We start from the raw sequence: 23,950 nt of genomic DNA, 5'->3' as shown, positions 1-23,950 counted from the left end.
CGACCTTCATCATGGATTGGCCAAAGCGTCAACCTTCTCCCATAGTGAAGCGGCAGAAAAAGGAGATTTATACCATGAATGCACCCGCCAGCACCCTTGCTGACAATCTCAAAGCAGTTTGCACGGCCATTGCGCAAAGTGAACACGAAGCGCAGCGGACAGCAGGTTCGGTGCAGTTGGTTGCGGTTTCCAAGACCTTTGATGCCGCAGAAATCACGCCTGCACTGGAAGCCGGACAACGTATTTTCGGTGAAAACCGCGTTCAGGAAGCTGAAGCCAAATGGCCGCAACTGCGCGAGCGCTTCTCCGATATTGAGCTTCATCTCATCGGCCCGCTGCAATCCAACAAAGCGGCGGATGCTGTGGCTTTATTCGACGTGATTCAGACTGTTGACCGCGAAAAGATTGCCGCAAGCCTTGCCGGAGAAATCAGGAAGCAAAACCGCGCCGTCAAATTATTCGTTCAGGTCAATACCGGCAGTGAAGAGCAAAAAGCAGGCATTGATCCGCATGAAGCTGTTGACTTTGTTGCCCGCTGCCGCGATGTCCACGGTCTGGAGATTGCTGGTCTGATGTGTATTCCGCCGGTTGATGAAAATCCGGGGCCGCATTTTGCTTTATTGCGCAAACTGGCAGCAGAAGCAGGCGTCTCTGAATTATCGATGGGAATGTCCGGTGACTTCGAGACCGCCATTGCTTTCGGCGCGACTTATGTACGTGTCGGTTCAGCAATTTTCGGCAGCCGTCCGCCTTTAACAAAAGCCTGACCAAATCTTCTTTCCAGACTGTGCAGTTTTTCACTGTAATCTTACAGTACAACAACATGTCGCAAATAATTGTCTTGCTTCACCCTGTAACAATTATAAACTCCGGCGCAATCTCAGTCATTTATGCCGGAGATAGGATCTCGTTTGACCAATACGGGAGCCTTATCAGGTGTTTTCTGCCTGCCGCCCTGTGGCGTCATCAGACTTTCGCCTGATTTACGATGTGAGCCGTGCGCATTAACAATGGTGCGGCTTTTTATGCAATGTGCCGGCAAGGAGGGCCGCCGGCGCGAGGAGGAACTATGTCCGAGAAGAAATATCCCGTATTGCCGGAGGCGAAGGCGCGCGCGCTGATCGACAATGACACTTATCTTTCATGGTATAATGAAAGCATCAGCGACCCTGACGCATTCTGGGGCAAACACGGTAAACGTATTGACTGGTTCACACCTTACACCAAGGTGAAAGATACGTCTTTCGAAGATAATGTCTCCATCCGCTGGTATGAAGACGGCGTCACCAATGTCTCTTATAACTGTATTGACCGCCACCTTGAAAAGCGCGGAGATCAGACCGCGATTATCTGGGAAGGCGACAACCCTTATATCGACAAGAAAATCACCTATCGCGAGTTGCATGAAAATGTCTGCCGCCTTGCCAATGTGATGAAAAAGCACGGCGTGCGCAAAGGCGATCGCGTTACTATCTATCTGCCGATGATTCCGGAAGCAGCCTATGCGATGCTGGCCTGCGCGCGTATCGGCGCAGTGCATTCGATCGTCTTTGCAGGTTTCTCGCCGGAAGCGCTGGCAGGACGTATTATTGACTGTGAATCCACATTCGTGATCACATCGGATGAGGGTATTCGCGGCGGCAAACCTATTCCGCTGAAAGAAAATACCGATACCGCAATTGATATTGCCGCCAAGCAATATGTTTTTGTAAACAAGGTCTTGGTTGTTCGCCGTACCGGCGGCAAGATCAACTGGGGTCGCGGCCGTGATCTCTGGTATCATCAGGAAGTTGCCAGCGTCGATGCGGCTTGTGAACCGGAACCAATGAAAGCTGAAGACCCGCTCTTCATCCTTTATACATCCGGTTCCACAGGTAAGCCGAAAGGCGTGCTGCACACCACCGGCGGCTACCTCGTTTATGCCTCGATGACCCATGAATATGTCTTCGATTATCATGAAGGCGATATTTACTGGTGTACAGCGGATGTGGGCTGGGTCACCGGTCACTCCTATATTGTCTATGGCCCGCTCGCCAATGGCGCCACCACGCTGATGTTTGAAGGCGTGCCGAATTTCCCTGATCAGGGACGTTTCTGGGAAGTGGTCGACAAGCATCAGGTCAATATTTTCTATACCGCGCCAACGGCAATCCGCGCTTTGATGGGTGCCGGTGATGAATTCGTAACCTGCAATTCGCGCAAATCCCTGCGTCTGCTCGGCTCGGTTGGTGAACCGATCAATCCGGAAGCATGGGAATGGTATTATAATGTGGTCGGCGATCAGACCTGCCCGATTGTTGATACATGGTGGCAGACTGAAACCGGCGGCATTCTGATTACCCCGCTGCCGGGTGCGACCGATCTGAAACCGGGTTCGGCAACCCGTCCGTTCTTCGGCATCAAGCCACAGCTGGTGGATGCGGAAGGTGCTGTGATCGAAGGTGCTGCCGACGGTAATCTCTGCATCACCGATTCATGGCCGGGTCAGATGCGTACACTCTATGGTGATCATCGCCGCTTCATCGAGGCCTATTTCACCACCTATAAGGGCAAATATTTCACCGGCGACGGCTGCCGCCGTGATGAAGACGGCTATTACTGGATTACCGGCCGCGTCGATGACGTGCTGAATATTTCCGGCCACCGTCTCGGCACTGCGGAAATTGAATCGGCACTGGTTTCGCATCACTCGGTATCGGAAGCTGCCGTTGTCGGCTATCCGCATCCGATCAAAGGTCAGGGCATCTATTGCTATGTCACGCTGATGACTGGCGAAGCAGAGCATGATGAAGATGCATTGCGCAAAGAACTGACCAAGCATGTGCGCAGTGAAATCGGACCGATTGCAACACCGGATATGATCCAGTTTGCACCGGGTCTGCCAAAGACCCGTTCGGGCAAGATCATGCGCCGAATCTTACGCAAAATTGCAGAAGATGATTTTGGCGCACTCGGCGATACATCAACTCTGGCCGATCCGGCAGTTGTGGATGATCTGATCGAAAAGCGTCAGAACCGTAAGTAACAGAACAAAAAAAGGCCGGTTCAACCGGCCTTTTTATTTATATAGGCATCAGCCATTGCTGTCATATCCGGCTGACCGTCATGATAAGCAAAACCAGCGACCTCCAGATCACTGCCATCAATAATCAGATCTTCAAAAAGCTGCTCATACATGGCTTTTTTGCCCAAGAGTGTCAGACCTGCTTTCATCAGCGGGCGTGGCACTGGTACCATTCTGTTCGCTTTGCCCATTGCCTGTCTCAACCTAGTGACAAGCTGTTTTGTCGACAGCAACACCGGATCAGACAGATGAAAAATCCGGCGGTCAATTTGTGACTGACCGGCCAGAGCCATAAATTCCAGTGCCCGCACCACATTATTACAAGAAACAAAACTACGTTGATTATTGGCACAACCAAAGGGCAGAGGCACAGCACTGTCACAAAGTTTCAGCAGTAAGCGCAGATTACCGGGGGCACCGGCACCATAGACCAGCGCAGGCCGTGCAATACCGATCTCAATGCCCTGCATTTTCAAAAGCCCTTGTTCCGCCAGCGCTTTTGCATGCCCGTAATCAGACAGCGGACGATAGGACAAATTTGTTGTCAGCGGTGACGGATGCCCCGCTACCACATTAATTGTCGAAACAAAAATAAAGCGCTTCACGCCCGCCATGCGTGCCTGTTCAGCCAAAGCCACAGCCAGCCGGTGATTAACCGCATCCATCTCTGCGGGAGAGGCAGCATTGCTTCCGCTTCTATGCGCAATGCCTGCACAATGGATGACGCATTCTATACCGGAAAAATCAGGTGCACTCAGTTCATGACGCGCAATAATCCGCACCTCATGCGCCTGCTCCCGCAGATACACGACCAGTCTACGCCCGATAAACCCGCCTGCACCGGTAACCGCAATTTTCATCTGTCAAATCCGTATCTGAAATCGTACTTTCTCTGATAGCAATGCTCTGACAATAATCATACCGCTTTGCAGCCAAATGAGACCGGATCATGCATTTTCACTTCAGCCCCGCACGTTCAGAAGATTTCAGCAGATTATTGGAGCTGCGTCTGCTCACCATGCGGGAAAGCCTTGAACGGATCGGCCGTTTTGACCCTCAGCGGGCATTTGAACGTTTTCAAAATAGTTTCCGGCCGCAACATACTCGTCTGATTATCGCGGATCATCAGTTCGCCGGATGTGTTGCGCTGGGGCCTGACGAAAAGACTGGCTTCTGGAGCATTTTTACGTTGCACCGGCGTTTCAGGGGCTCGGTTTAGGGAGCCTTGTTTTAGCGCAACTGATTATCGAAGCCGAACAGGCGAGGAAAATTATAAAGCTCAGCGTTTTACAAAAGAGCGATGCTGCACGATTTTATGAAAAACACGGCTTTCACAAAACCGGCGAGGATGAATGGGACATTTACTATACCCGCCTCCCCGCCATTTCACGTGAATCATAAAAACGGAAAAATCCACCTTTAAAAATCAATCGTGCGGCCTTTGATTTCCCAGTCACCATAACGCGCCGGATCTTTGCCGCCACGACCACCGATTTCTTTTGCAGTTTCGGTTTGCTGTTCAACCTCACGTCGTGCTTCAGCTTCCAGCAAAGCGCGCTGGGCAGCAGGCGGCAGGTCTTCAAACTTTTTGCGCGGTGCAGGAGCATCAGATTTCTGATAATCTGCCAATGAAACCACATTATTATTCGCTGATGCTGTTTCATTATCCATGGGTTTTGTCCTGTCCGTCTGCAGCATATATCAAATTAAGTTTTAGCAGTGCTATCATAGCCCTTGTCTTATTGAAGATATAGTGTGCAGGCTCCATTTTATCATCACATGAAAATGACCTTATTGACGAACCGGAACGGAGATACTGAATGAACATGATGCGTACTGCCATGCTGATTGCCTTCATGACAGCCATGTTTATGAGTATCGGTTATCTGATCGGCGGCTCAGGCGGCATGATGATTGCTCTGGTGATAGCTGTTGCCATGAACTTCTTCAGCTACTGGAATTCCGACAAGATGGTGCTGCGTATGTATAATGCGCAGGAAGCCGATGAGAATACCGCGCCGGAATATTACCGCATAGTACGTGAGTTGTCGGATCGTGCCGGCCTGCCGCAGCCGCGTATCTATATCATTCACGAAGACCAGCCCAATGCTTTTGCCACCGGCCGCAATCCGGAAAATGCTGCCGTTGCCGCCACAACCGGCCTGCTGCAGCGCCTGAACAAGCAGGAAGTTGCCGCCGTGATGGCGCATGAACTGGCACATGTGCAGAACCGCGACACGCTGACCATGACGATCACTGCAACCCTTGCCGGTGCTATTTCCATGCTCGGTAATTTCGCAATGTTCTTCGGCGGCAATCGGGAAAACAACAATTTGCTGAGCACAATCGGCACCATTGTCGCTATGCTGGTTGCGCCTTTTGCGGCGATGATTGTGCAGATGGCTGTCAGCCGTACCCGTGAATATGCTGCTGACCGTCGCGGGGCGGAAATCTGTGGCAACCCACTCTGGCTGGCCTCCGCTTTGAACAAGATTGCGCGTGGCGCCCATGAAACCGTAAATGAAGAGGCCGAGCATAATCCGGCAACCGCGCATATGTTTATTATCAACCCTTTGAGCGGTCGCGGCGCGGATAATCTGTTCTCTACCCACCCTGATACGGCAAACCGTATTGCTGCATTGGAAGGTATTGCGCAGGAAATGGGCATTAATTCTGTCTATGATAATACAGATAATGGTTTTCAGAACCGTCAGTCTGGTGCATATAGCCCGACAAATAGCCAATCACAGAACCGCCTGCGCAGCACACCGACACGGAATAATCCGTGGGGGCAGGCAGCGGGCAGCGATTCTTCACCGGATGACGAGCCGGAAAAACCCTATAAAGGACCATGGTCTTGAGCGATAACAAACCTGCCGCTAAACGCACCGGCTTCCATCCGCATAAGAAGCCGTTTAATAAGCAGGGTCAAGGTCAGTCTGTGGCTGAACCAAAAGCAGACCACACGCTGGGGCTGTCTGAAGCCGAATATCGCGCAAAGCTTGAAGCAGAGCATCCGGGGCTGAATGTGCGCCAGTGCGCCGCCAAACTGCTCAATGCTGTGGTTGCCAAAAATACATCGCTGGACGGCCTCACCGATGCGCATCACGGTCACCCGCAATATATGGAACTGGATGACCGCGACCGCTCGCTGGTACGCGCCATTCTCGGTACCGCATTGCGCAACCGCAACACCATTGAAACGGCACTGTGCAAACTGCTCGACCGGCCGCTGCCAGCCAATGCGACTGCCTTGCAGCAATTGCTCCATGTCGGTGCGGCACAGATCCTCTATCTCGATGTGCCGGATCATGCGGCCGTTGATCTGGCTGTCACTTCAGCCAATATCGATCCGCGCAACCGCAAATATGCCAGTCTCGTCAATGCCGTGCTGCGCCGCCTCACCCGTAATAAAGAGCGCGCCATTGAGCTGAAAATTCCAAATGGCCCTGAATGGTATATTGAAAGCCTGACCAAGACCTATGGCAAGAAGCAGGCAGAAGCTATTCTGGCAATGCAGGCCTATGAACCTTCCATCGATCTGACAGTCAAAAGCAATCCGGCTGCATGGGCTTCAAGCCTTGGCGGTACGCTACTGCCAAACGGCTCCGTGCGTCTCGGTGCTTTTGAAGGTGCCCTAACCTCGCTCGAAGGTTTTGCGGAAGGTGAATGGTGGGTGCAGGATGCAGCCGCAAGCCTGCCTGCAACTTTGCTCGGCGATATTAAAGGCAAACGCGTTGCCGATCTTTGCGCTGCACCCGGCGGCAAGACTGCACAATTGATTATGGCCGGTGCCAAAGTCACCGCGTTTGATATTAATAAAAACCGCCTCAAGCGCCTGAAAAGCAATCTCGACCGGTTGCAACTGGAAGCAGAGCTGATCGCGACCAATATTCTCGACTATCAGGCGGACGAACTGTTTGACGCCATTCTGCTCGATGCCCCTTGCTCATCCACCGGCACTGTACGCCGTCATCCGGATGTGCTCTGGACCAAAACACCGGAAGATATTGTCAGGCTTTCACAAGTACAGGCCAATTTGCTCCGCCATGCACTTTCGCTGGTTAAACCGGACGGCATCATCGTCTTCTCCAACTGCTCGCTCAATCGCGAGGAAGGGGAAGACATGGCGCAGGCCATTCTGGCGGAAGGCGTGCTGAAATCCGAACCATTCAAGCCTGAAGAGTTGAAGGGAATGGAACAGCTGATTACAGATCAGGGTTTCCTGCGCTCGACACCAGCTGATTTGCCTCACGATGAGCCGAAAATGGCTGGCATGGATGGTTTCTTTGCCGCCCGCTTCCGTCGTCCGGCCTGAAAACCAGCGAATAATTTATCTGTTTCTTATAAAAACGTACTGATCCACATCATTCCGCAGTTCTTGGTTAACAAAGAGTTCACTATTGCCGTGGAATGATAGATCATAGCGCATGAATAACGAAGCATATCCTCGCCGGATTAGTCCGGTGCCGATATGCTCCAGAGCGCGTCGCGTTTAATCATACCCGCTGCGTTCGCTCTGGATTCTGTTAATTGTCGCATGTTCGCGGTAGCTCAAATGAATTCATTTGAGCGCGACATGCTCTAAGGAGTACCCTGCCGTGAATGTCGCGCTGAGCGAAACCCCGCATCTGTGGACACTGGCCGTTGCCCAAGGCTGGCGACGTTTCAGCAGACGTGTGCGGCGCGGGCCGATGTTTCGCTGGCGTTTTTCCGGCTTTACACCTGAGCGCGTGCTGATTGCCCCCCCGGATTTGCGCGTTGCTGATCCGCAGCTGGCACAGGAATTTTATCACGGTCGCTATGCGCTGGCCGGCCGGCTGGTGGAAACAGGCGGCATCTCCCCTTTTGCCATTGAACCGCCAACGGATGCGTGGGAGGCCTCGCTGCATTCCTTTGGCTGGCTTCGTAATATGCGTGCCGCCGGAACTGAGTTGGCTATGGTCAATGCCCGTGCTCTGGTGGAAGACTGGATCCGCATGCATGGCAAGCGCATTGAAGGCATTGCATGGTCGCCGGAAATTACCGCGCAGCGCATCATTGCATGGCTGCAGCATTCTAACATTATTCTTGCCACCTCAGATCTTGCCACCTATCGCAAATTCATGCGCTCACTGGCGATGCAGGTACGATATTTACGCACCATGACCGGTGTGATGGATGATGGTGAAGATAAGTTACGCGCACGTATTGCGCTGGCTTTTGCCAGTCTTGCACTGCCGGTCTCGCAATCCATGGCGCGTTCGGCACGCCGTCACCTCGAATATGAGCTGAACCGGCAGGTACTGGCCGATGGCGGCCATATTTCACGTAATCCTGCCGCTATTCTGGAATTGCTGGCCGATCTGCTGCCACTGCGCCAGACCTATAGCAACGGCAATGAAGCACCACCGAAAGCGCTGATTGAAACTGTTGAACGTATGCTTCCAGCCTTGCGTTTCTTCCGTCATCAGGACGGCAGCCTTGCGCTGTTCAACGGTGTTGGGCCGACTTTGCCGGAGCGCCTGATTTCCGTATTGCGCCATGATGAGACAGACGGTGCGCCGCTCACTCATGCCCCGCATTCCGGCTATGAGCGCCTGCATATGGGCTCGACTACTATCATTGCGGACACAGGGTTGCCGCCGCCGGTCACTGCCTCGCGCGATGCCCATGCCGGTTGTCTGGCATTTGAAATGTCCTCCGGTCGCCAGCGTTATATTGTCAATTCCGGTATCGACCGTTACGGCCCGCCGGAATTCCGCCCGCTTGGCCGCACCACAGCAGCCCATTCCACGGCAACGATCAACGACACATCCTCGTGCCGTTTCAGTCTCAATTCCAGCATTTCCAGCGTTCTCGGCACACCGATTATCGCCGGACCAACCAGCGTCAGACGTCAGCGGCTGGAAGGCATGGGCGAGCAGGGTTTTGTTGCCAGTCATGACGGTTACGTGCGACTGTTCGGTTATACCCATGAGCGTCAGGTAGTTCTGTCACACAATGGCAGCCTGATTGAAGGTGTTGACCGCTTTATCAAGTCGCATCTGAAAACCACGCGCAGCGGTAAAAACAAACAGCAATCCGATCTGGTGACTGTACGTTTTCATATCCACCCGCAGGTTTATATCCGTATGGATGAAGACGGCGTGGTGCATCTGACCGCCGATCACGATGACAGCTGGGCTTTTTCCTGCGCTGATGTCATGCCGCAGCTCGAAGATTCCATCTTCTTCGCCGGTTTCCGTGGGCCTGTACGCTCACGTCAGATCGTGCTGACCTTCTCTGCCATGGAAGCAGATCATATCAGCTGGCGCTTTACCCGCACCGGCCTTGGTCAATATGTGTGACAGGCGTTCAAATCCGCTGTTTTAGAGTAGGATTCCAATAGAAGCTGTGATACGCCCCAATCGTCCCACTTTACCGGATTGATGTATGTGACGGGTAATCAGATCCGTCCTGATGCATTGTCCCGACATAAAGCACAAAGAGACCGTCATGGCTGTCAGCTCCAAACATATTCCCGCTCCTGATCTTTTCCCTGTGCGCCGCGCACTGCTCTCCGTATCGGATAAAACCGGTCTGGTAGACTTTGCCCGCGCATTGCACGCAAAGGGCGTTGAGCTTCTGTCCACCGGCGGTACCGCCAAATCCATCGCAGCAGCGGGTATTCCTGTGCGCGACGTTTCGGAAATCACCAATTTCCCTGAAATCATGGATGGCCGCGTCAAGACATTGCATCCGAGCGTTCACGGCGGCCTGCTCGCTGTGCGTAATGATCCGGAACATGTGGCAGCGATGGAAGCCCACAATATTACCGGCATTGATCTGGTTGTGATCAATCTCTATCCGTTTGAAGAAGTGCGCTATCAGGGCGGTGACTACGATACCACCGTTGAGAATATCGATATCGGCGGCCCTGCAATGATCCGCGCTTCGGCCAAAAACCATGCTTATGTGACCATCGTCACCGATCCTAACGATTATGACAGCGTAGTTGCCGAGCTGGAAACCGGCAATGGTTCCCTGCCTTATGCTTTTCGTCAGCGCATGGCCGGTAAAGCCTTTGCCCGTACCGCTGCTTATGATGCCGCAATTTCCGGCTGGTTTGCTGAAACCACAAAGGAAGAAGCACCACTGCACCGCGCACTGGCCGGTAAACTGCATTCCGTGATGCGCTATGGTGAAAACCCGCATCAGCAGGCCGGTTTCTACCTGACCGGTGAAACCCGCGCCGGTGTGGCCACCGCCACCCAGCTTCAGGGCAAGCAGCTGTCCTACAACAACATCAATGATACAGATGCAGCTTATGAATTGGTGGCAGAATTTGATCCGGCGAAGGTCGCAGCCGTTGCCATCATCAAACATGCCAATCCGTGCGGTGTGGCTGAAGGTACATCGCTGAAAGAGGCTTATCTCAAGGCCTATGCCTGCGATACAGTTTCAGCCTTTGGTGGTATTGTCGCTCTCAACCGTACACTGGATGCGGAAGCTGCTGAGGAAATCGTCAAGATTTTCACTGAAGTGATTATCGCACCGGATGCAACACCGGAAGCACAGGCCATTGTCGCCGCCAAGAAAAACCTGCGTCTGCTGGTCACCGGCGGTCTGCCGGATGTCCGCGCACCGGGCATTGCCGCTAAAACCGTTGCCGGCGGCCTGCTGATCCAGAACCGTGACAATGGCAATGTTGATGATCTCGACCTTAAAGTCGTTACCAAGCGTGCACCAACCGAACAGGAAATGATCGACCTGAAATTTGCTTTCCGTGTTGCCAAACACGTTAAGTCCAATGCGATTGTCTATGTTAAAGACGGCGCAACTGTTGGTGTCGGCGCAGGCCAGATGAGCCGCATTGACTCTTCCCGTATTGCAGCACGCAAGGCAGAAGATGCAGCAGCAGTAGCTGGCGGCGAGCCGCTTACCAAAGGCTCAGTCGTTGCCTCCGATGCTTTCTTCCCGTTTGCTGATGGCCTGATCTCGGCAGTTGAAGCCGGTGCCACAGCGGTTATTCAGCCAGGCGGTTCAATGCGCGATGATGAAGTGATTGCAGCGGCTGATGCATCAGGCATTGCCATGGTCTTTACCGGCATGCGCCACTTCCGCCACTAACAGGCATACTCAAATAAAAAAGGCGGCTTTTCAGCCGCCTTTTTTATTATTCGGATTTTGCCGGATAAGGCGTTCTGACCGCCAGATATAAACCAGCCACGAAAAACAGTACCAGCACGGCAATGCCAAGGCGCGGGGAACCACTTGCTGCCGTCATGCTCGCCACCAAAAACGGAGCCAGAAAGCTGGTTGCGCGTCCGGCCAGCGCATAAATACCGAAATAGCGTCCTGCTTCATGCGGTTCGACACTGCGGGCAAACCACGAGCGGGAAGACGCCTGCACAGGTCCGAAGGCAATGCCAATCAGCATACCGAAAGCCAGATAGGCTTTTTCCCCGCCGGAGGAAAACAGTCCTGTATTACTATCCGGCGGAAAATGCACCAGACCATAAAGCGTGTAATCCGGTCCCGTAGAAACAATACCCAATGTGGCGATCAGCAACAGCACCAATGAGACCACAACCACCCATTTTGAGCCGAACCAGCTATCGACATAGCTGGCAAACCAGCAGCCGAAAATCGCCACGACATTGAGGATGATACCAAACAGACCGATCTCGGTGATCGACCAGCCGAACATGGCCGCAGCAAAACCGCCACCCAGCGCCAGCAGAGCATTGACGCCATCCTGATAGATCATCCGTGCGATCAGAAAACGGAACAGAGCCGCTTTTTTGCGCACTTCATGCAGGGTTTCTTTCAGCTCTGCCAGACCTTCGCCAATGGCTGCCTTCAGCCCCATGCCTTTTTCCTGATCCGGCGTGAAGATAAACATCGGCAGAATGAAAATCAGATACCACAGCGCTGCAATCGGCCCTGTGATACGGGCATCCTCACCTCTCAAAGCATCCAGATGCCAGAGCGGCTCAATCCCGATCAGCGTTTTTCCGGTTTCCGGCGAGGCTGCCAGGCAGGTAACCACAAAGATCAGAACAATCATACCGGCGAGATAACCAAGCCCCCATGCAAAATTCGACACCCGCCCGATATGTGAGGCAGGGATTAGTCTCGGCATCATGGAATCGTTGAAAACGATAGAAAACTCTGCGGCAACGGAGGCGCAGATGAAGGCCAGCAGAACCCAGACATAGCTTGATCCCGGCTCGGCATACCATAGCAAAGACAGGCTGATGATTTTGATAATGGCAAAGAAACCGATCCACGGTTTTCTTGCACCGGTTTTATCCGCAATAGAACCCAGTGCCGGAGACAGGATTGCGATGACGATACCCGCAAAAGCCACGCCATAGCCCCATGCCGCCTGCCCTGCGACCGGATCATCCGACATACGCGAGATGAAATAAGGGCCGAAAATGAAAGTGGTTACGACGGTAAAAAACGGCTGAGCCGCCCAGTCGAAAAACATCCAGCCCCAGATGCCTTTGTTCCACACGCTGTCATGCGCCGGTCGTTCTGCAGACGGATGTGTGATGCTCAAATCACTGCCCCCAAAATCATTCAAGCGTATCCCGAAAAGTGTGAAGCGGTTTTCGGATAAGATACGCGCAATAAAAAAGATAGCTTATTTAAAACAAAAGGGCCGGTTTAACACCAGCCCTTTCTGTTATGTCGTCAATCAAGCGATGATCAGCCCGCAAGATCAGCCATGAAACCGGCTGCCACGGCCAGACGGGAAACACTCAGATCTCCGCCTTCTGTCAGCGCAATCATACGCTGACGCACACCGTCAATCCGCTCGGCATCGCGGGTCAGCCAGCTCTGTACCGGATCGGCCTCACCTTTGAATTTGGTGAGCGCTTCCATCGTCACAGCACGGGTTGCCTGTGTGATTGTGTCTGTCGCACGCGACAATGCCAGACCATCATAATAATCCGTCACCGGTACGACAGATGCAGCTTTTTCAATATTGGCAATACGGAAAGCATCAACAATTTTGAAATAAGCAGTTGCAGCCGTCATCAGCTCTGCCTTGCCCTGATAGGCAATCAGCGCAATATCCGCCATCAGCTTAGCCGACTGCAGTCGGGCAAGTTTGCGCGCCAGCGCTTCACCGGCACCTTTAGCGATATATTTTGCCGTATCTGCTGTAATCAGATCAGCAATGAAGTCAGGCATCAGCTCTTCGAGCTTCGGCTCCAGCGCCATGCGTGTCCGCTTCACCGCGCTGACCATTTCACTCAAAGTTGCATCAAAGCGGTTATTGCGCAGCACCCATGCGGTGGTTGAGAACAGCATTTCCCCGACCAGCGCATAGAATTCATTCTGCACTTTGCCCGGAATCTTATTATCCAGCGCATTGATCGCCTGATAGAGCTGTTCGGTTTCAAAACCATCAGCCACAGCCACATAAGACCGCAGAATTTCTGCCGGTGCCTCAGCAGTCAAATCATTCAAACGACTGATAAATGTCGGACCACAACGATTAATCGCATCATTGGACAGAAGTGTTGCAATGATTTCGCGATGCAGACGGTGATGGGTAATATCCTTGGCAAAACGCTCCTGCATTTCCTGCGGGAAATAGCCGAACAGGCGTGAGTGCAAATAGGTATCATCCGGCAGATTGCTGGCGATCAGATCATCGGACAGTACCATTTTACCATAGGCCAGAAGTACGGCCAATTCCGGACGGGTCAGCGCCTCACCGCGTTTCTGGCGGTCTGCCAGCACCTGATCATCCGGCAGATATTCCACCTTGCGATCCAGCAGTTTGCGGCGTTCCAGAGACGACATCATCCGCATCAGATATGGCAGTTCGGATGCACCGCGTTTTTCAACAAGGGACAGAGCCAGCGGCTGCTCATAATTATTATGCAGCACCAATGCTGCCACTTCGTCAGTCATCTGTGCCAGCAGCACATCGCGTGCTTCACGGGTCAGACGGCCATCCTGCAGGCTTGGCGTCAGAGCAATCTTGATATTGACCTCAACGTCCGACGAATTCACACCAGCCGAATTGTCAATCGCATCCGTATTACAACGACCGCCATTGAGGCTGTATTCGATACGGCCACGCTGGGTGGCACCCAGATTAGCGCCCTCACCAATCACCTTGGCGCGAACCTCACGACCGGTGATACGGATCGCATCATTAGCACGGTCACCAACCTGCGCATCATTTTCCTCATTCGCACGAATATAAGTGCCGATACCACCAAACCACAGCAGATCAACCTGCGCGCGCAGGATAGCACCGATTACTTCATTCGGACTTGCAGTCAGTTTGCCCAGACCAATCGCCTCGGCTGCCGCTTCAGACAGCGTAATAACCTTCTGCGAGCGGCTGAATACACCACCACCGGCAGAGATTTTTGAACGGTCATAATCCTGCCAGCTGGAGCGCGGCACATTGAACAGACGCTGACGTTCCGCAAAACCGATATCGGTATCCGGCATCGGATCAATAAAGATGTCACGATGATCAAATGCGGCCACCAGTTTGATTTTCGGCGACAGCAACATGCCGTTACCGAACACATCACCGGACATATCGCCCACACCGGCAACGGTGAATGGTGTAGTCTGGATATCAATATCCATTTCGCGGAAATGGCGCTTTACCGCTTCCCATGCACCACGGGCAGTAATGGCCATTTTCTTATGATCATAACCGGCAGAACCACCGGAAGCAAAAGCATCATCCAGCCAGAAATGCTGTGCCTGACTGATCGCATTGGCCGTATCAGAGAAAGTGGCTGTGCCCTTATCTGCCGCGACCACGAAATACGGATCATCGCTATCCTGACGGATAACATCAACCGGCGGCACAATCTTGCCTTCAATAATATTATCGGTGATCGAAACCATGGTCGAAATGAAAGTAATGTAAGCAGCGCGTCCGGCTTCAAACACCGCATTGCGATCGCCGCCAACCGGCAGACGCTTCGGATAGAAGCCGCCCTTGGCACCACCCGGTACAATCACCGCATTCTTCACCTGTTGTGCCTTCACCAGACCCAGCACTTCTGTGCGGTAATCCTGTGCACGGTCAGACCAGCGCAGACCACCGCGCGCCACAGCACCAAAGCGCAGATGAACACCTTCCACTTCAGGGCCGTAAACGAAGATTTCACGGTAAGGGCGTGGTTCCGGCAAGCCTTCAACAGCACGCGGATTAAGCTTCACCGCCAAAGTCACCGGCGCATTGCCTTCGCTGTCATGCATATAGGCATTGGTGCGCAGAGAGGCTTCAACCAGATTGCGGTAACGACGCAAAATCTGATCATCATCAATGCTCGGTACTGCCTGCAAAGCCGTTTCAATGGCTTCAACAACAGCACGCTCTTTCGCTTTTGTATCCGCCTGTTTGGCCAGTGCCGGATTAAAGCGCAGATCAAACAATGTGTAGAGATGGGTGGCAATGTCCGGATAACGGTTGAGCGCCGCAGCAATGAAATCCTGCGAATAGGTAATACCGGCCTGCTGCAGATAACGCCCGTACATACGCAGGATCATAATCTGACGCGCTGTCAGACGTCCGCTTTGTGCAAGGCCATTATAACCGTCATTATCCGCCTGTCCGCTCCATACAGTGCGGAACACATCATCAAGCAGATCACCGTCATCGCTGAGATCAACGGCTTTGTCCGATGCGCTGACAATCAGCATATCATGGACATGCACCATGTTCTTACCACCGGCTGCAGTCTGCACCGGAAGAGCGAAGGTCTGTTCGCTGATGACACGGAAACCCATATTTTCCAGCAGTGGCACGCGCTGTGACAAAGCCAGAGCTTCACCGAAATGATAGAGTTTCAGGAAAGCCGCTTGCGGTTCCTGCGTGTCATAACGGTAGAAATCGACATAAAGCGGATTTTCTTCAGTCAGCGCCTCAATGCGAACGGCATCAACAAGCGCTTCGGATTCGTTAAAGGTCTCGCGATAGGATTCCGGAAAGCCGGAAGCCAGACTGATCACACGCGGTGCGAAAGTCTGTGAGCTTTCCTCTGCCGCATCACGCACACCATCTTCCCATGTGCGAACGAAAGTGCGGATCTGCTTTTCCAGAGTCTCGCGAGCCATCTCGCTCACGCTGCCGTCATGGCGGCGGATGATGAACTGAACGCGGGTCACACCTTTATCAAGGAACACCGGATGGAATTCCACGGATTCCCCGTGATAGACATCCATCAGATAATTACTGATCGCCTCACGCACGACTGAATCGTAACGGTCGCGCGGCAGATAGACCAGCACACTGACAAAACGGCTGAAACGATCAATGCGCGGCAATACGCGGACACGCGGACGTTCATCCAGCGCTACGATCAGTTCGGCATGATCGGTCAGGGCATCCACATCAATCTGGAACATATCATCACGCGGATAATCTTCCAGCACACGTACCAGCGCCTTACCGGAATGGTCTGCGGCATTGAAGCCGAGGCGGCCAATCACAGCTTCCGCTTTACCGCGCAGATAAGGAATTGTGCTCAGAAATGACGTATAGGCAGTCGAAGTAAACAGTCCGACCAGACGCATTTCACCGGTTACTTTTCCGTCTGCATCAAACAGCTTGATACCGATATAGTCGATATATTCGCGGCGATGGACGAGCGAACGGCTGTTACCCTTGGTAATCAGCAGGCTTTCAGAACCTTTGAGAAAGTCCTGCAGTTCCTGTGTGATCGAAGCATTATCCTGCCCCTGACGCAAAACGCGGACAGCTTCATTACGCAGAATACCCAGTGAAGGTGCATCAGCCTGAATAAGGGTGCCCTGAGCCGCATCGTAACGAAACTCACGCATACCCAGAAATGTGAAATTACCATCGCGCAGCCATTTGAGCAGTGCAATGGCTTCACGGCCTTCCGCTGTTTCCGGCAGGCCTTTGACGGCGCTGTAAGAGGCAATCACCTCATCAAGACGTGCCAGCATCGGCTTCCAGTCGCTGACAGCAGCATAGACCTGTCCCAGCACCATTCCGAGCGCCTGTTCCAGAGTTGCTCTTGCGCTTTCATCCAGTTGTGGCAGATGCAGCTGAATAACACTGACCTGCTCCGTACCTTCAACGGATTTACCGGAGGTTGCTTCGCCGTGAACCTCATAGCTGCTGCCGTTAAACGCAACATTAAGCACCGGATGCACAACCATATAGATCATGCCGGAGCGTTCGAGAATTTCCGCCATCGTCGAATCAAGCAGAAACGGCATATTGCGATTGATAAGGGTTACAACGGTCAGCGGACGGCCGCGACGGCGCAGAATACTGTCATTATCAACACTGATGACAGGCTTATCGGCCTGATAACCGCCAAGAGCTTTCAAAGCGAGCTTTGCAGCTTCTTCCATATCACCGGCATCATAGGCGGCAATATCTTCCGCCGGTGCCCATTCAAACAACAGCTTAGCGAACTGAGAAGCTACAGGCTCAGAGATATTCTGATAATCGACAACGAATTTGGTCTGAGCGGTATGGTCTGTATCGGCACTCACTGTAAAACTCCTCATTATACAGACCGCCTCTGCCTAAATTACCTTCGGCCTGCTCATTCTCTCAAATAACAAGCAAATTGTGACAAAAGAACCGTTTTTTTTCGATTTTTCACCCGTGAACAAGCAAAAGTGAAATTAAATCGTTCTTAAAAATCATAAACCCGTCGCAAAAATAAAAATCAGCAGTGGATAAAATTCTTACAGCTCCACCAGATGGTCTTCCAGCTCGTTTTTATCGCCGGCCTCTTTAGGAAAATGCTGCGCCAGCAGGTCACCGGCCTTACCAATCGACTCAATAAACCCCTCCGCAACACTTCCCTGTGCTGCATGGCGGCTGAGTGTGGCGACAATGGCATTCCATTCCTGCTGATCAACCCTCTCATTGATCCCCGCATCAGCCACCACTTCCGCATAGCGTTCAGCAAGAGAGACGAATAGCAGGATACCCGTGCGCTTATTAGTCAGATGCACATTACGGGCGATAAACTGCTGCAATGCATTCAGATGTGCCCGTCGGTAGCGCACGCGATGCGGTACCAGCACCATGCGCAATGCGGGTACAAAAGCCAGCAGTGCAACCAGACAAATAAAGGCCGCCAGAATAGCCAGTGCGAATTTCGGCAATGACAGATCAAACCAATAATAATGCGCCGCAAAAGCAGCAATCACTGCAGTTATGATCATACCACAACAGGCAATAAAACCCGCCACATAAAAATAATCATCACTGCGCTGCGCCAGAACAGCATAGATTTCGCCGCCCGTTTGTGCTTCCGCATCACGGATGGCAGAGGCAATACGCTGGCGGTCTTCCTGAGAAATATGATTACGCTGAGAATGTGTCATAGCCTTGCCCCTTTACCAGCTGCCCGATGCGCCGCCGCCACCCGATGAACCGCCGCCACCGGAAAAGCCGCCACCGCCGGATGAACCGCCGCCAAAGCCACCACCGAAACCGCCGCCGTAGCCGCCACGCCCTGAAGAACCTCCGCCGCCACCGCCCAATGCAATCGTCACGCCCAGCCATTCATAACGGCCGGGGCCGATTTTTCTGCCGAAAACCGGAGCCAGCAAAGTAAAACCGAAACCGCCGAAGAAAATACTGATCCAGAAAATCAGAAAAATAACTTCAATCCAATCCGTCTGGTCAGCCGCCTCTTTCTGATTGCGTTTTGCACGTGCCTGTAATTCAGCACCCTCGCCGCGCAATACTTGCAAAATATCGTCGGTACCCTTGATAATACCGGCACCATAATCGCCATTGCGAAATTCAGGGATGATCGCATTCTGGATAATAATCGCCGACAGCGCATCGGTTACGGTACCCTCCAGCCCGTAGCCGACCTCAATACGCACTTTGCGCTCATTGGGTGCAACCAGCAGCAAAATACCGTTATTTTCACTCTTCTGGCCGATGCCCCATGCACGGTAGAGCCGGTTGGCATAGGTCTCAATATCCATTCCGTTCAGACTGGGAACCGTTGCAACCACAATCTGGTCGGATGACTCTTTTTCGTAGGCGCCGAGCTTCGCAATCAGTTCCTGCTGCTGTGCAAAAGACAGCACTCCCGCTGCATCAACCACACGATCGGTTAAAGCAATGGCCGGTTTATCCGTGCTTTGCGCATATGCAAGATTTGCAAATGCCAGCAGCACCACCGCAAGAAGCATTTTCAGCGCAAACCGGAAAGCAGCTTGTTCCGGAAGAATACGGACAAGATTCATACCACTATCCTGAGTTTTCCCATTTCCTGAACTTTACTGAAAACAGAACGGGCAGGATTTTTCCTGCCCGCCGTCATCAGTTGAACTGTACTTTAGGAGCGGCTTGAGAAGCCGGATCAATAGTGAAAGTCGGCATCGGCTCATTGTTCCAGAACCACAATGTCTTCCACAGCATGGTCGGCATGGTCTTCAGACCGGTATTATAAACACGTACCGCTTCAATATAATCGCGGCGCGCGACAGCAATCCGGTTTTCCGTGCCTTCAAGCTGCGATTGCAGCGCCAGAAAGTTCTGATTGGCCTTCAGATCAGGATATTTCTCGACCACGACCATCAAACGGGACAAAGCACTGCTCAGATTGGCCTGATTATCCTGAAACTGTTTGAACAATTCCGGATTATTCAGCATTTCAGGAGAAATCTGTGTCTGCGTTGCCTTGGAACGGGCTTCAATCACCGCAGTCAGGGTTTCCTGTTCATGCGCAGCATAGCCTTTAACGGTTTCCACCAGATTGGGAATAAGATCGGTGCGGCGCTGATACTGATTCAGTACCTCACTCCATGCCGCCTTTGCTTTTTCCTCATTGGTCGGAATAGTGTTGAAACCACAGGCCGCCAGAAGCGGCACGAACATCAACACAACAAGCGTTAGCAGCGAGCGCAGTTTCAGCGGAAATGTTGTTACAGCAGAAGTCTGACCGGTCATGGATATCTCCTCATCCTGCACAAGTTTCGCGCAGATCATTTGTTATAAATAAACCGCAAAATCCCATTTGAAAATACACACTTAATAAATGTGAAAAATACAAATAATGCGCAGCTTTTCAAACCGGTATTTCAAAACAAAAAAATACCGTGCCGCTTTACAAAGGCACGGTATTTTTAATCACGTATAAAAAGCTATCGCTTCAGAATTATTCTGCAACCGGAGCTTCTTCGGCAGGCGCAGCAGCGGCAGCAGCTGCTGCTTCAGCGGCTTCTGCAGCCTTTGCAGCGGCTTCTTCTTCAGCCTGCTTAGCCATTGCCAGACGTTCCTGGGCTTTTTTGCCTGGTACGCCTTTGGTTGGGTTGTTGCCGGCTTCACGCTTGGCAATACCAGCCTGATCGAGGAAGCGCAGAACGCGGTCTGTTGGCTGTGCGCCATGACCGATCCAATACTGAATGCGTTCTGCATTAACAACAACGCGCTCTTCTTTATTAGCAAGAGTTGCATTCCACGAACCCAGCTTTTCAATGAAGCGGCCGTCGCGTGGTGCGCGAACGTCTGCAACAACGATGTGGTAGTAAGGGCGCTTCTTGGAGCCGGCACGTGCCAGACGGATTTTCAGGGACATAGTGTTTTCCTTAAAGTTTATGTCGCGTTACTGAAACAGTAACAATTTCTGAAATACGACCGTTAAAACAGCCATACTTGTTTTTTACACCGCAAAACAAACATTACTGTCCGATATGGTTTGCGGCGGTATGCTCATGATGCCGGATCACTTCTTTCACAATGAAGTTCAGAAATTTCTCAGCAAAATCGGGATCGAGACTGGCATCCAGTGCCAGATTACGCAGGCGCTCGACTTGACGTTTTTCACGTGCCGGATCAGCAGCAGCCAGACCGCGCTCGGCTTTCAGAACACCGACAGCTTTGGTGCAGCGAAAACGCTCCGCAAGCATATGGATCAGCGCCGCATCAATATTATCGATCGATCCGCGCAGGGCGATAAGTTCAGCAGGAATTGTCTGTTCTTCGCTCATTATGCTCACTTTTTCTTAGGCAGGCCAGGCAGACCGCCGCCAAGACCAGGAAGTTTCGGGCCACCAAGGCCAGGTAAACCACCGCCGAGCCCCGGAAGGCCGCCGCTTTTACCAAAACCGGCTGCTTCAGCCTGTTTCTGCAGAGCTTCCAGCTGTTTCGGATCCATGCTCGACAGGTCGGGCATTCCACCCCCGAGGCCGCCGAGACCGCCAAGTCCCATCTTACCGGCAAGGCCACCCATCATCTGTTTCATCATGCCGCCTTTGCCCTTGCCCATAGCTTTCATCATGTCAGCCATTTGCATGTGCATTTTCAGCAGCTTGTTAATATCAGCGGCATTGGTACCGGAACCTTTAGCAATACGCTGCTTACGGCTGTGCTTCAGCACAGCAGGATTAGCGCGCTCAGCCTTGGTCATAGAACCGATGATTGCGAGCTGACGATCGAATAATTTATCGTCCAGACCGGCAGCGGCAGCTTTGTCTTTCATGCCTGCCATGCCCGGCATCATCCCCATGATACCGCCCATACCACCCAGCTTTTTCATCTGTTTCAGCTGGTCAGCCAGATCGTTCATATCGAACTTGCCGGCCTGCATTTTCTTGGCCATTGCCGCTGCTTTTTCAGCATCAATGGTTTCAGCCGCTTTTTCGACGAGCGAAACAATATCGCCCATGCCGAGAATACGGTCTGCGATACGCTTTGGATAAAACTCCTCCAGCGCATCCATTTTTTCGCCGGTAGCGATTGCTTTAATCGGCTTGCCGGTAACAGCGCGCATCGAAAGTGCTGCACCGCCACGACCGTCACCGTCCATACGGGTCAGCACGATACCGGTAATACCAACGCGCTCATCAAAGTTACGCGCCAGATTAACAGCATCCTGACCGGTCAGGCTGTCAGCAACCAGCAGAATTTCATGCGGATTGGCGGCCTTACGGATATCCGCCATTTCCACCATCAGCGGCTCGTCAATATGTGTACGACCCGCAGTATCGAGAATCACAACATCATGACCGCCGAGCTTGGCCGCCTGTACGGCGCGCGCGGCAATCTCTACCGGCGACTGACCGGCAATAATCGGCAATGTATCAACGCTGACCTGCGTTCCGAGCTGGCGCAGCTGTTCCTGCGCGGCAGGACGGCGCGTATCCAGCGATGCCATCAGAACTTTTTTCTTCTGGCGATCAGTCAGGCGCTTGGCCAGCTTACCGGTGGTGGTGGTTTTACCCGAGCCCTGCAAACCGACCATCATAATGACAACCGGTGCCGGTGCATTCAGATCAATGGACACGCCTTCGGTGCCAAGCATTTCCACCAGTTCGTCATGGACGATCTTAACGACCATCTGACCAGGCTTGATGCTTTTCAGAATTTCTGCACCAACCGCCTTTTCACGTACGCGGTCAGTAAATGAGCGAACCACTTCCAGCGACACATCCGCTTCAATCAGCGCACGGCGCACTTCTCGCAACGCGCCCGCAACATCGGACTCTGAGAGAGCTCCGCGTCCGGTCAGACCGTTCAGAATAGAGCCAAGACGCTCCTGAAGTGATTCAAACATCCAAATTTCCCAATCTCTGTTCAGACCGGTCATGCGCCGGATCTGAGTGCAGGTTCATCCCGAAATCATATATGACAGACGGTTTATAAACCGGAGCTGCATCCAAAGCAAAACAGCACCCGAGGGCGCATAGCGCTGTCGGATGTTGACCTCCGGGATCTCTTTATACCATACGGGTCCCGGTCGGCTGCCTGAGAACATATACTCATAGCGGAATTATCGCGCGTTCTTTACATGATCTGCGGTTTATGAGTCAAGCTTTTGCTGCGTCTCTCCCGGATGAAGCAATCATCCGGCACACCAGTAAGCATAATACCCTCCCGTGCTTTTTAAACTGTGACCTAAAAAACGCGATCAGTCTCAAACAGGACTGTACAAAAGTATTGCGCCTCATTCAGACCACATTCAACAGACATCGCCGTCATTCTTATATATACAGGTCAGAATTATATTTTCCGTAAAACCCTGTTAACCATATAAATCTATAAAGCATCCGAGCAAAGTTCTAACGAGGCAGCTTCATGCAGTCAAAGACTATCAAATCCTCCCTCCGTCAGTTGACAGTTCGTGTAATTGGCGGATCAATCGCTGTGCTGGCCGTTTCCGGTGCTGCACAGGCAGCCCAGTGTGGTAATACAGGCGCAGGCTTTCCTGCATGGGTGCAGGGCTTCAAACAGGAAGCAGCAGCACGCGGCATCAAAGGCAATGCACTGTCCGCGCTGGACAATGTAAAATACGCAACAGCAACCATCAATGCTGACCGCAACCAGAAAAGCTTCAAGCTGTCACTCGACGACTTCATGAAGAAGCGCGGTTCAACCACAATCATCAATCGTGGTAAAACCCTGAAAAAGCAGAATGCAGCCCTGTTCGCCAAGATTGAACAGCGTTACGGCGTTCCTGCCGGCCCGCTGCTGGCCATCTGGGGTATGGAAACCGGCTTCGGTAATTATATGGGCAAACAGCACACGCTTTCAGCTGTTGCGACACTGGCCTATGATTGCCGCCGTTCGGAATTCTTCACCAATGAGCTTTATGCAGCCCTCCAGCTGATTCAGCGCGGTGATCTCAGCCCGAATGCTGTGGGCGCAATGCATGGCGAAATCGGCCAGACACAATTCCTGCCATCCAGCGTCATTAAATTTGGTGCAGACGGCGACGGCAACGGCCATATCGATATGGTCGGTTCGCGTGCCGATGCGCTGGCATCAACTGCCAACTTCCTGAAAGCTCACGGCTGGCGCGCCGGTGCAGGTTATCAGCAGGGGCAGCCAAACTATGCTGCGATTCAGGGCTGGAACGCTGCAACCGTTTACCAGCAGGCAATTGCCATTATGGGTCAGGCAATCGACGGTAAATAACC

Annotated in this window: 19 protein-coding genes; 8 read left to right on the top strand and 11 right to left on the bottom strand. The window is 52.5% G+C overall.

Annotated elements, in window-relative coordinates; all coding sequences use genetic code 11:
- Window positions 1–74 precede the first annotated feature (74 nt).
- Both HBA93_RS11700 and acs read left to right on the top strand, forming a co-directional pair.
- Window positions 75–767: a YggS family pyridoxal phosphate-dependent enzyme gene (locus HBA93_RS11700; protein ID WP_221723388.1), complete on the top strand. Its 693-nt coding sequence runs from the start codon at window positions 75–77 to the stop codon at window positions 765–767.
- Between the two features lie 302 nt (window positions 768–1,069).
- Entirely contained in the window at window positions 1,070–3,025 is a 1,956-nt protein-coding gene (gene acs, locus HBA93_RS11695; protein ID WP_221723387.1) for an acetate--CoA ligase, read from the top strand.
- Between the two features lie 20 nt (window positions 3,026–3,045).
- On the opposite strand, the gene HBA93_RS11690 is transcribed toward acs, so the two are convergent.
- Window positions 3,046–3,924 (bottom strand): NAD-dependent epimerase/dehydratase family protein, encoded by an 879-nt coding sequence (locus HBA93_RS11690; protein ID WP_221723386.1) that lies wholly within the window; start codon window positions 3,922–3,924, stop codon window positions 3,046–3,048.
- Window positions 3,925–4,058: 134 nt separating this feature from the next.
- A complete protein-coding gene (locus HBA93_RS11685) occupies window positions 4,059–4,259 on the bottom strand; it encodes a hypothetical protein (RefSeq protein ID WP_221723385.1) in 201 nt (66 codons plus the stop codon).
- On the opposite strand from HBA93_RS11685, the gene HBA93_RS24525 reads away from it, so the two are divergent.
- On the top strand, window positions 4,238–4,465 hold the full coding sequence (locus HBA93_RS24525) for a GNAT family N-acetyltransferase (protein ID WP_221723439.1): 228 nt from the start codon (window positions 4,238–4,240) through the stop codon (window positions 4,463–4,465). The two genes, HBA93_RS11685 and HBA93_RS24525, sit on opposite strands and share 22 nt — an antisense overlap.
- An 18-nt stretch (window positions 4,466–4,483) precedes the next feature.
- Here the strand turns inward: HBA93_RS24525 and HBA93_RS11675 are convergent, their stop codons facing one another.
- Window positions 4,484–4,735, bottom strand: a complete 252-nt coding sequence (locus HBA93_RS11675) for a DUF1674 domain-containing protein (protein WP_122092660.1) — start codon at window positions 4,733–4,735, stop codon at window positions 4,484–4,486.
- Between the two features lie 149 nt (window positions 4,736–4,884).
- Here HBA93_RS11675 and htpX point away from each other — a divergent pair, with 149 nt between their 5' ends.
- From htpX to purH, 4 genes are all read left to right on the top strand, one after another.
- On the top strand, window positions 4,885–5,925 hold the full coding sequence (gene htpX / locus HBA93_RS11670; RefSeq protein ID WP_221723384.1) for a zinc metalloprotease HtpX: 1,041 nt from the start codon (window positions 4,885–4,887) through the stop codon (window positions 5,923–5,925).
- Window positions 5,922–7,382, top strand: coding sequence for an RsmB/NOP family class I SAM-dependent RNA methyltransferase (locus HBA93_RS11665; protein ID WP_502910097.1), 1,461 nt, complete (start codon window positions 5,922–5,924; stop codon window positions 7,380–7,382). Before htpX ends, HBA93_RS11665 begins: the two co-directional genes overlap by 4 nt.
- Before the next feature lie 283 nt (window positions 7,383–7,665).
- Entirely contained in the window at window positions 7,666–9,393 is a 1,728-nt protein-coding gene (locus HBA93_RS11660; RefSeq protein WP_121994162.1) for a heparinase II/III family protein, read from the top strand.
- Window positions 9,394–9,541: 148 nt separating this feature from the next.
- On the top strand, window positions 9,542–11,155 hold the full coding sequence (purH, locus tag HBA93_RS11655) for a bifunctional phosphoribosylaminoimidazolecarboxamide formyltransferase/IMP cyclohydrolase (RefSeq protein WP_221723382.1): 1,614 nt from the start codon (window positions 9,542–9,544) through the stop codon (window positions 11,153–11,155).
- Between the two features lie 46 nt (window positions 11,156–11,201).
- Here purH and HBA93_RS11650 read toward each other — a convergent pair whose 3' ends face one another.
- The 8 genes from HBA93_RS11650 to ffh form a co-directional block, all read right to left on the bottom strand.
- Window positions 11,202–12,521, bottom strand: a complete 1,320-nt coding sequence (locus HBA93_RS11650; RefSeq protein ID WP_221723438.1) for an MFS transporter — start codon at window positions 12,519–12,521, stop codon at window positions 11,202–11,204.
- 221 nt (window positions 12,522–12,742) lie between these two features.
- Window positions 12,743–17,551 (bottom strand): NAD-glutamate dehydrogenase, encoded by a 4,809-nt coding sequence (locus HBA93_RS11645; RefSeq protein WP_502910096.1) that lies wholly within the window; start codon window positions 17,549–17,551, stop codon window positions 12,743–12,745.
- Between the two features lie 198 nt (window positions 17,552–17,749).
- Window positions 17,750–18,397, bottom strand: coding sequence for a TPM domain-containing protein (locus HBA93_RS11640; RefSeq protein WP_221723380.1), 648 nt, complete (start codon window positions 18,395–18,397; stop codon window positions 17,750–17,752).
- 12 nt (window positions 18,398–18,409) lie between these two features.
- Entirely contained in the window at window positions 18,410–19,276 is an 867-nt protein-coding gene (locus HBA93_RS11635) for a TPM domain-containing protein (RefSeq protein WP_221723379.1), read from the bottom strand.
- Window positions 19,277–19,352: 76 nt separating this feature from the next.
- A complete protein-coding gene (locus HBA93_RS11630; RefSeq protein ID WP_122092665.1) occupies window positions 19,353–19,982 on the bottom strand; it encodes a LemA family protein in 630 nt (209 codons plus the stop codon).
- Window positions 19,983–20,190: 208 nt separating this feature from the next.
- Window positions 20,191–20,610, bottom strand: a complete 420-nt coding sequence (gene rpsP, locus HBA93_RS11625; RefSeq protein WP_221723378.1) for a 30S ribosomal protein S16 — start codon at window positions 20,608–20,610, stop codon at window positions 20,191–20,193.
- A gap of 103 nt (window positions 20,611–20,713) precedes the next feature.
- Complete coding sequence (locus tag HBA93_RS11620; protein WP_221723377.1) at window positions 20,714–21,031, bottom strand: chorismate mutase; 318 nt, start codon at window positions 21,029–21,031, stop codon at window positions 20,714–20,716.
- A complete protein-coding gene (ffh, locus tag HBA93_RS11615) occupies window positions 21,028–22,587 on the bottom strand; it encodes a signal recognition particle protein (RefSeq protein ID WP_122092691.1) in 1,560 nt (519 codons plus the stop codon). The genes HBA93_RS11620 and ffh overlap by 4 nt, the downstream gene beginning before the upstream one ends.
- A gap of 521 nt (window positions 22,588–23,108) precedes the next feature.
- Between ffh and HBA93_RS11610 the strand changes: the two genes are divergently transcribed.
- Entirely contained in the window at window positions 23,109–23,948 is an 840-nt protein-coding gene (locus HBA93_RS11610) for a lytic murein transglycosylase (RefSeq protein WP_121994170.1), read from the top strand.
- Window positions 23,949–23,950: the final 2 nt, after the last annotated feature.

It is taken from the genome of Ochrobactrum sp. SFR4 (genome assembly GCF_019730395.1).
Lineage (GTDB): Bacteria > Pseudomonadota > Alphaproteobacteria > Rhizobiales > Rhizobiaceae > Pseudochrobactrum.
This window is presented reverse-complemented; position numbering and strand designations above follow the sequence as displayed.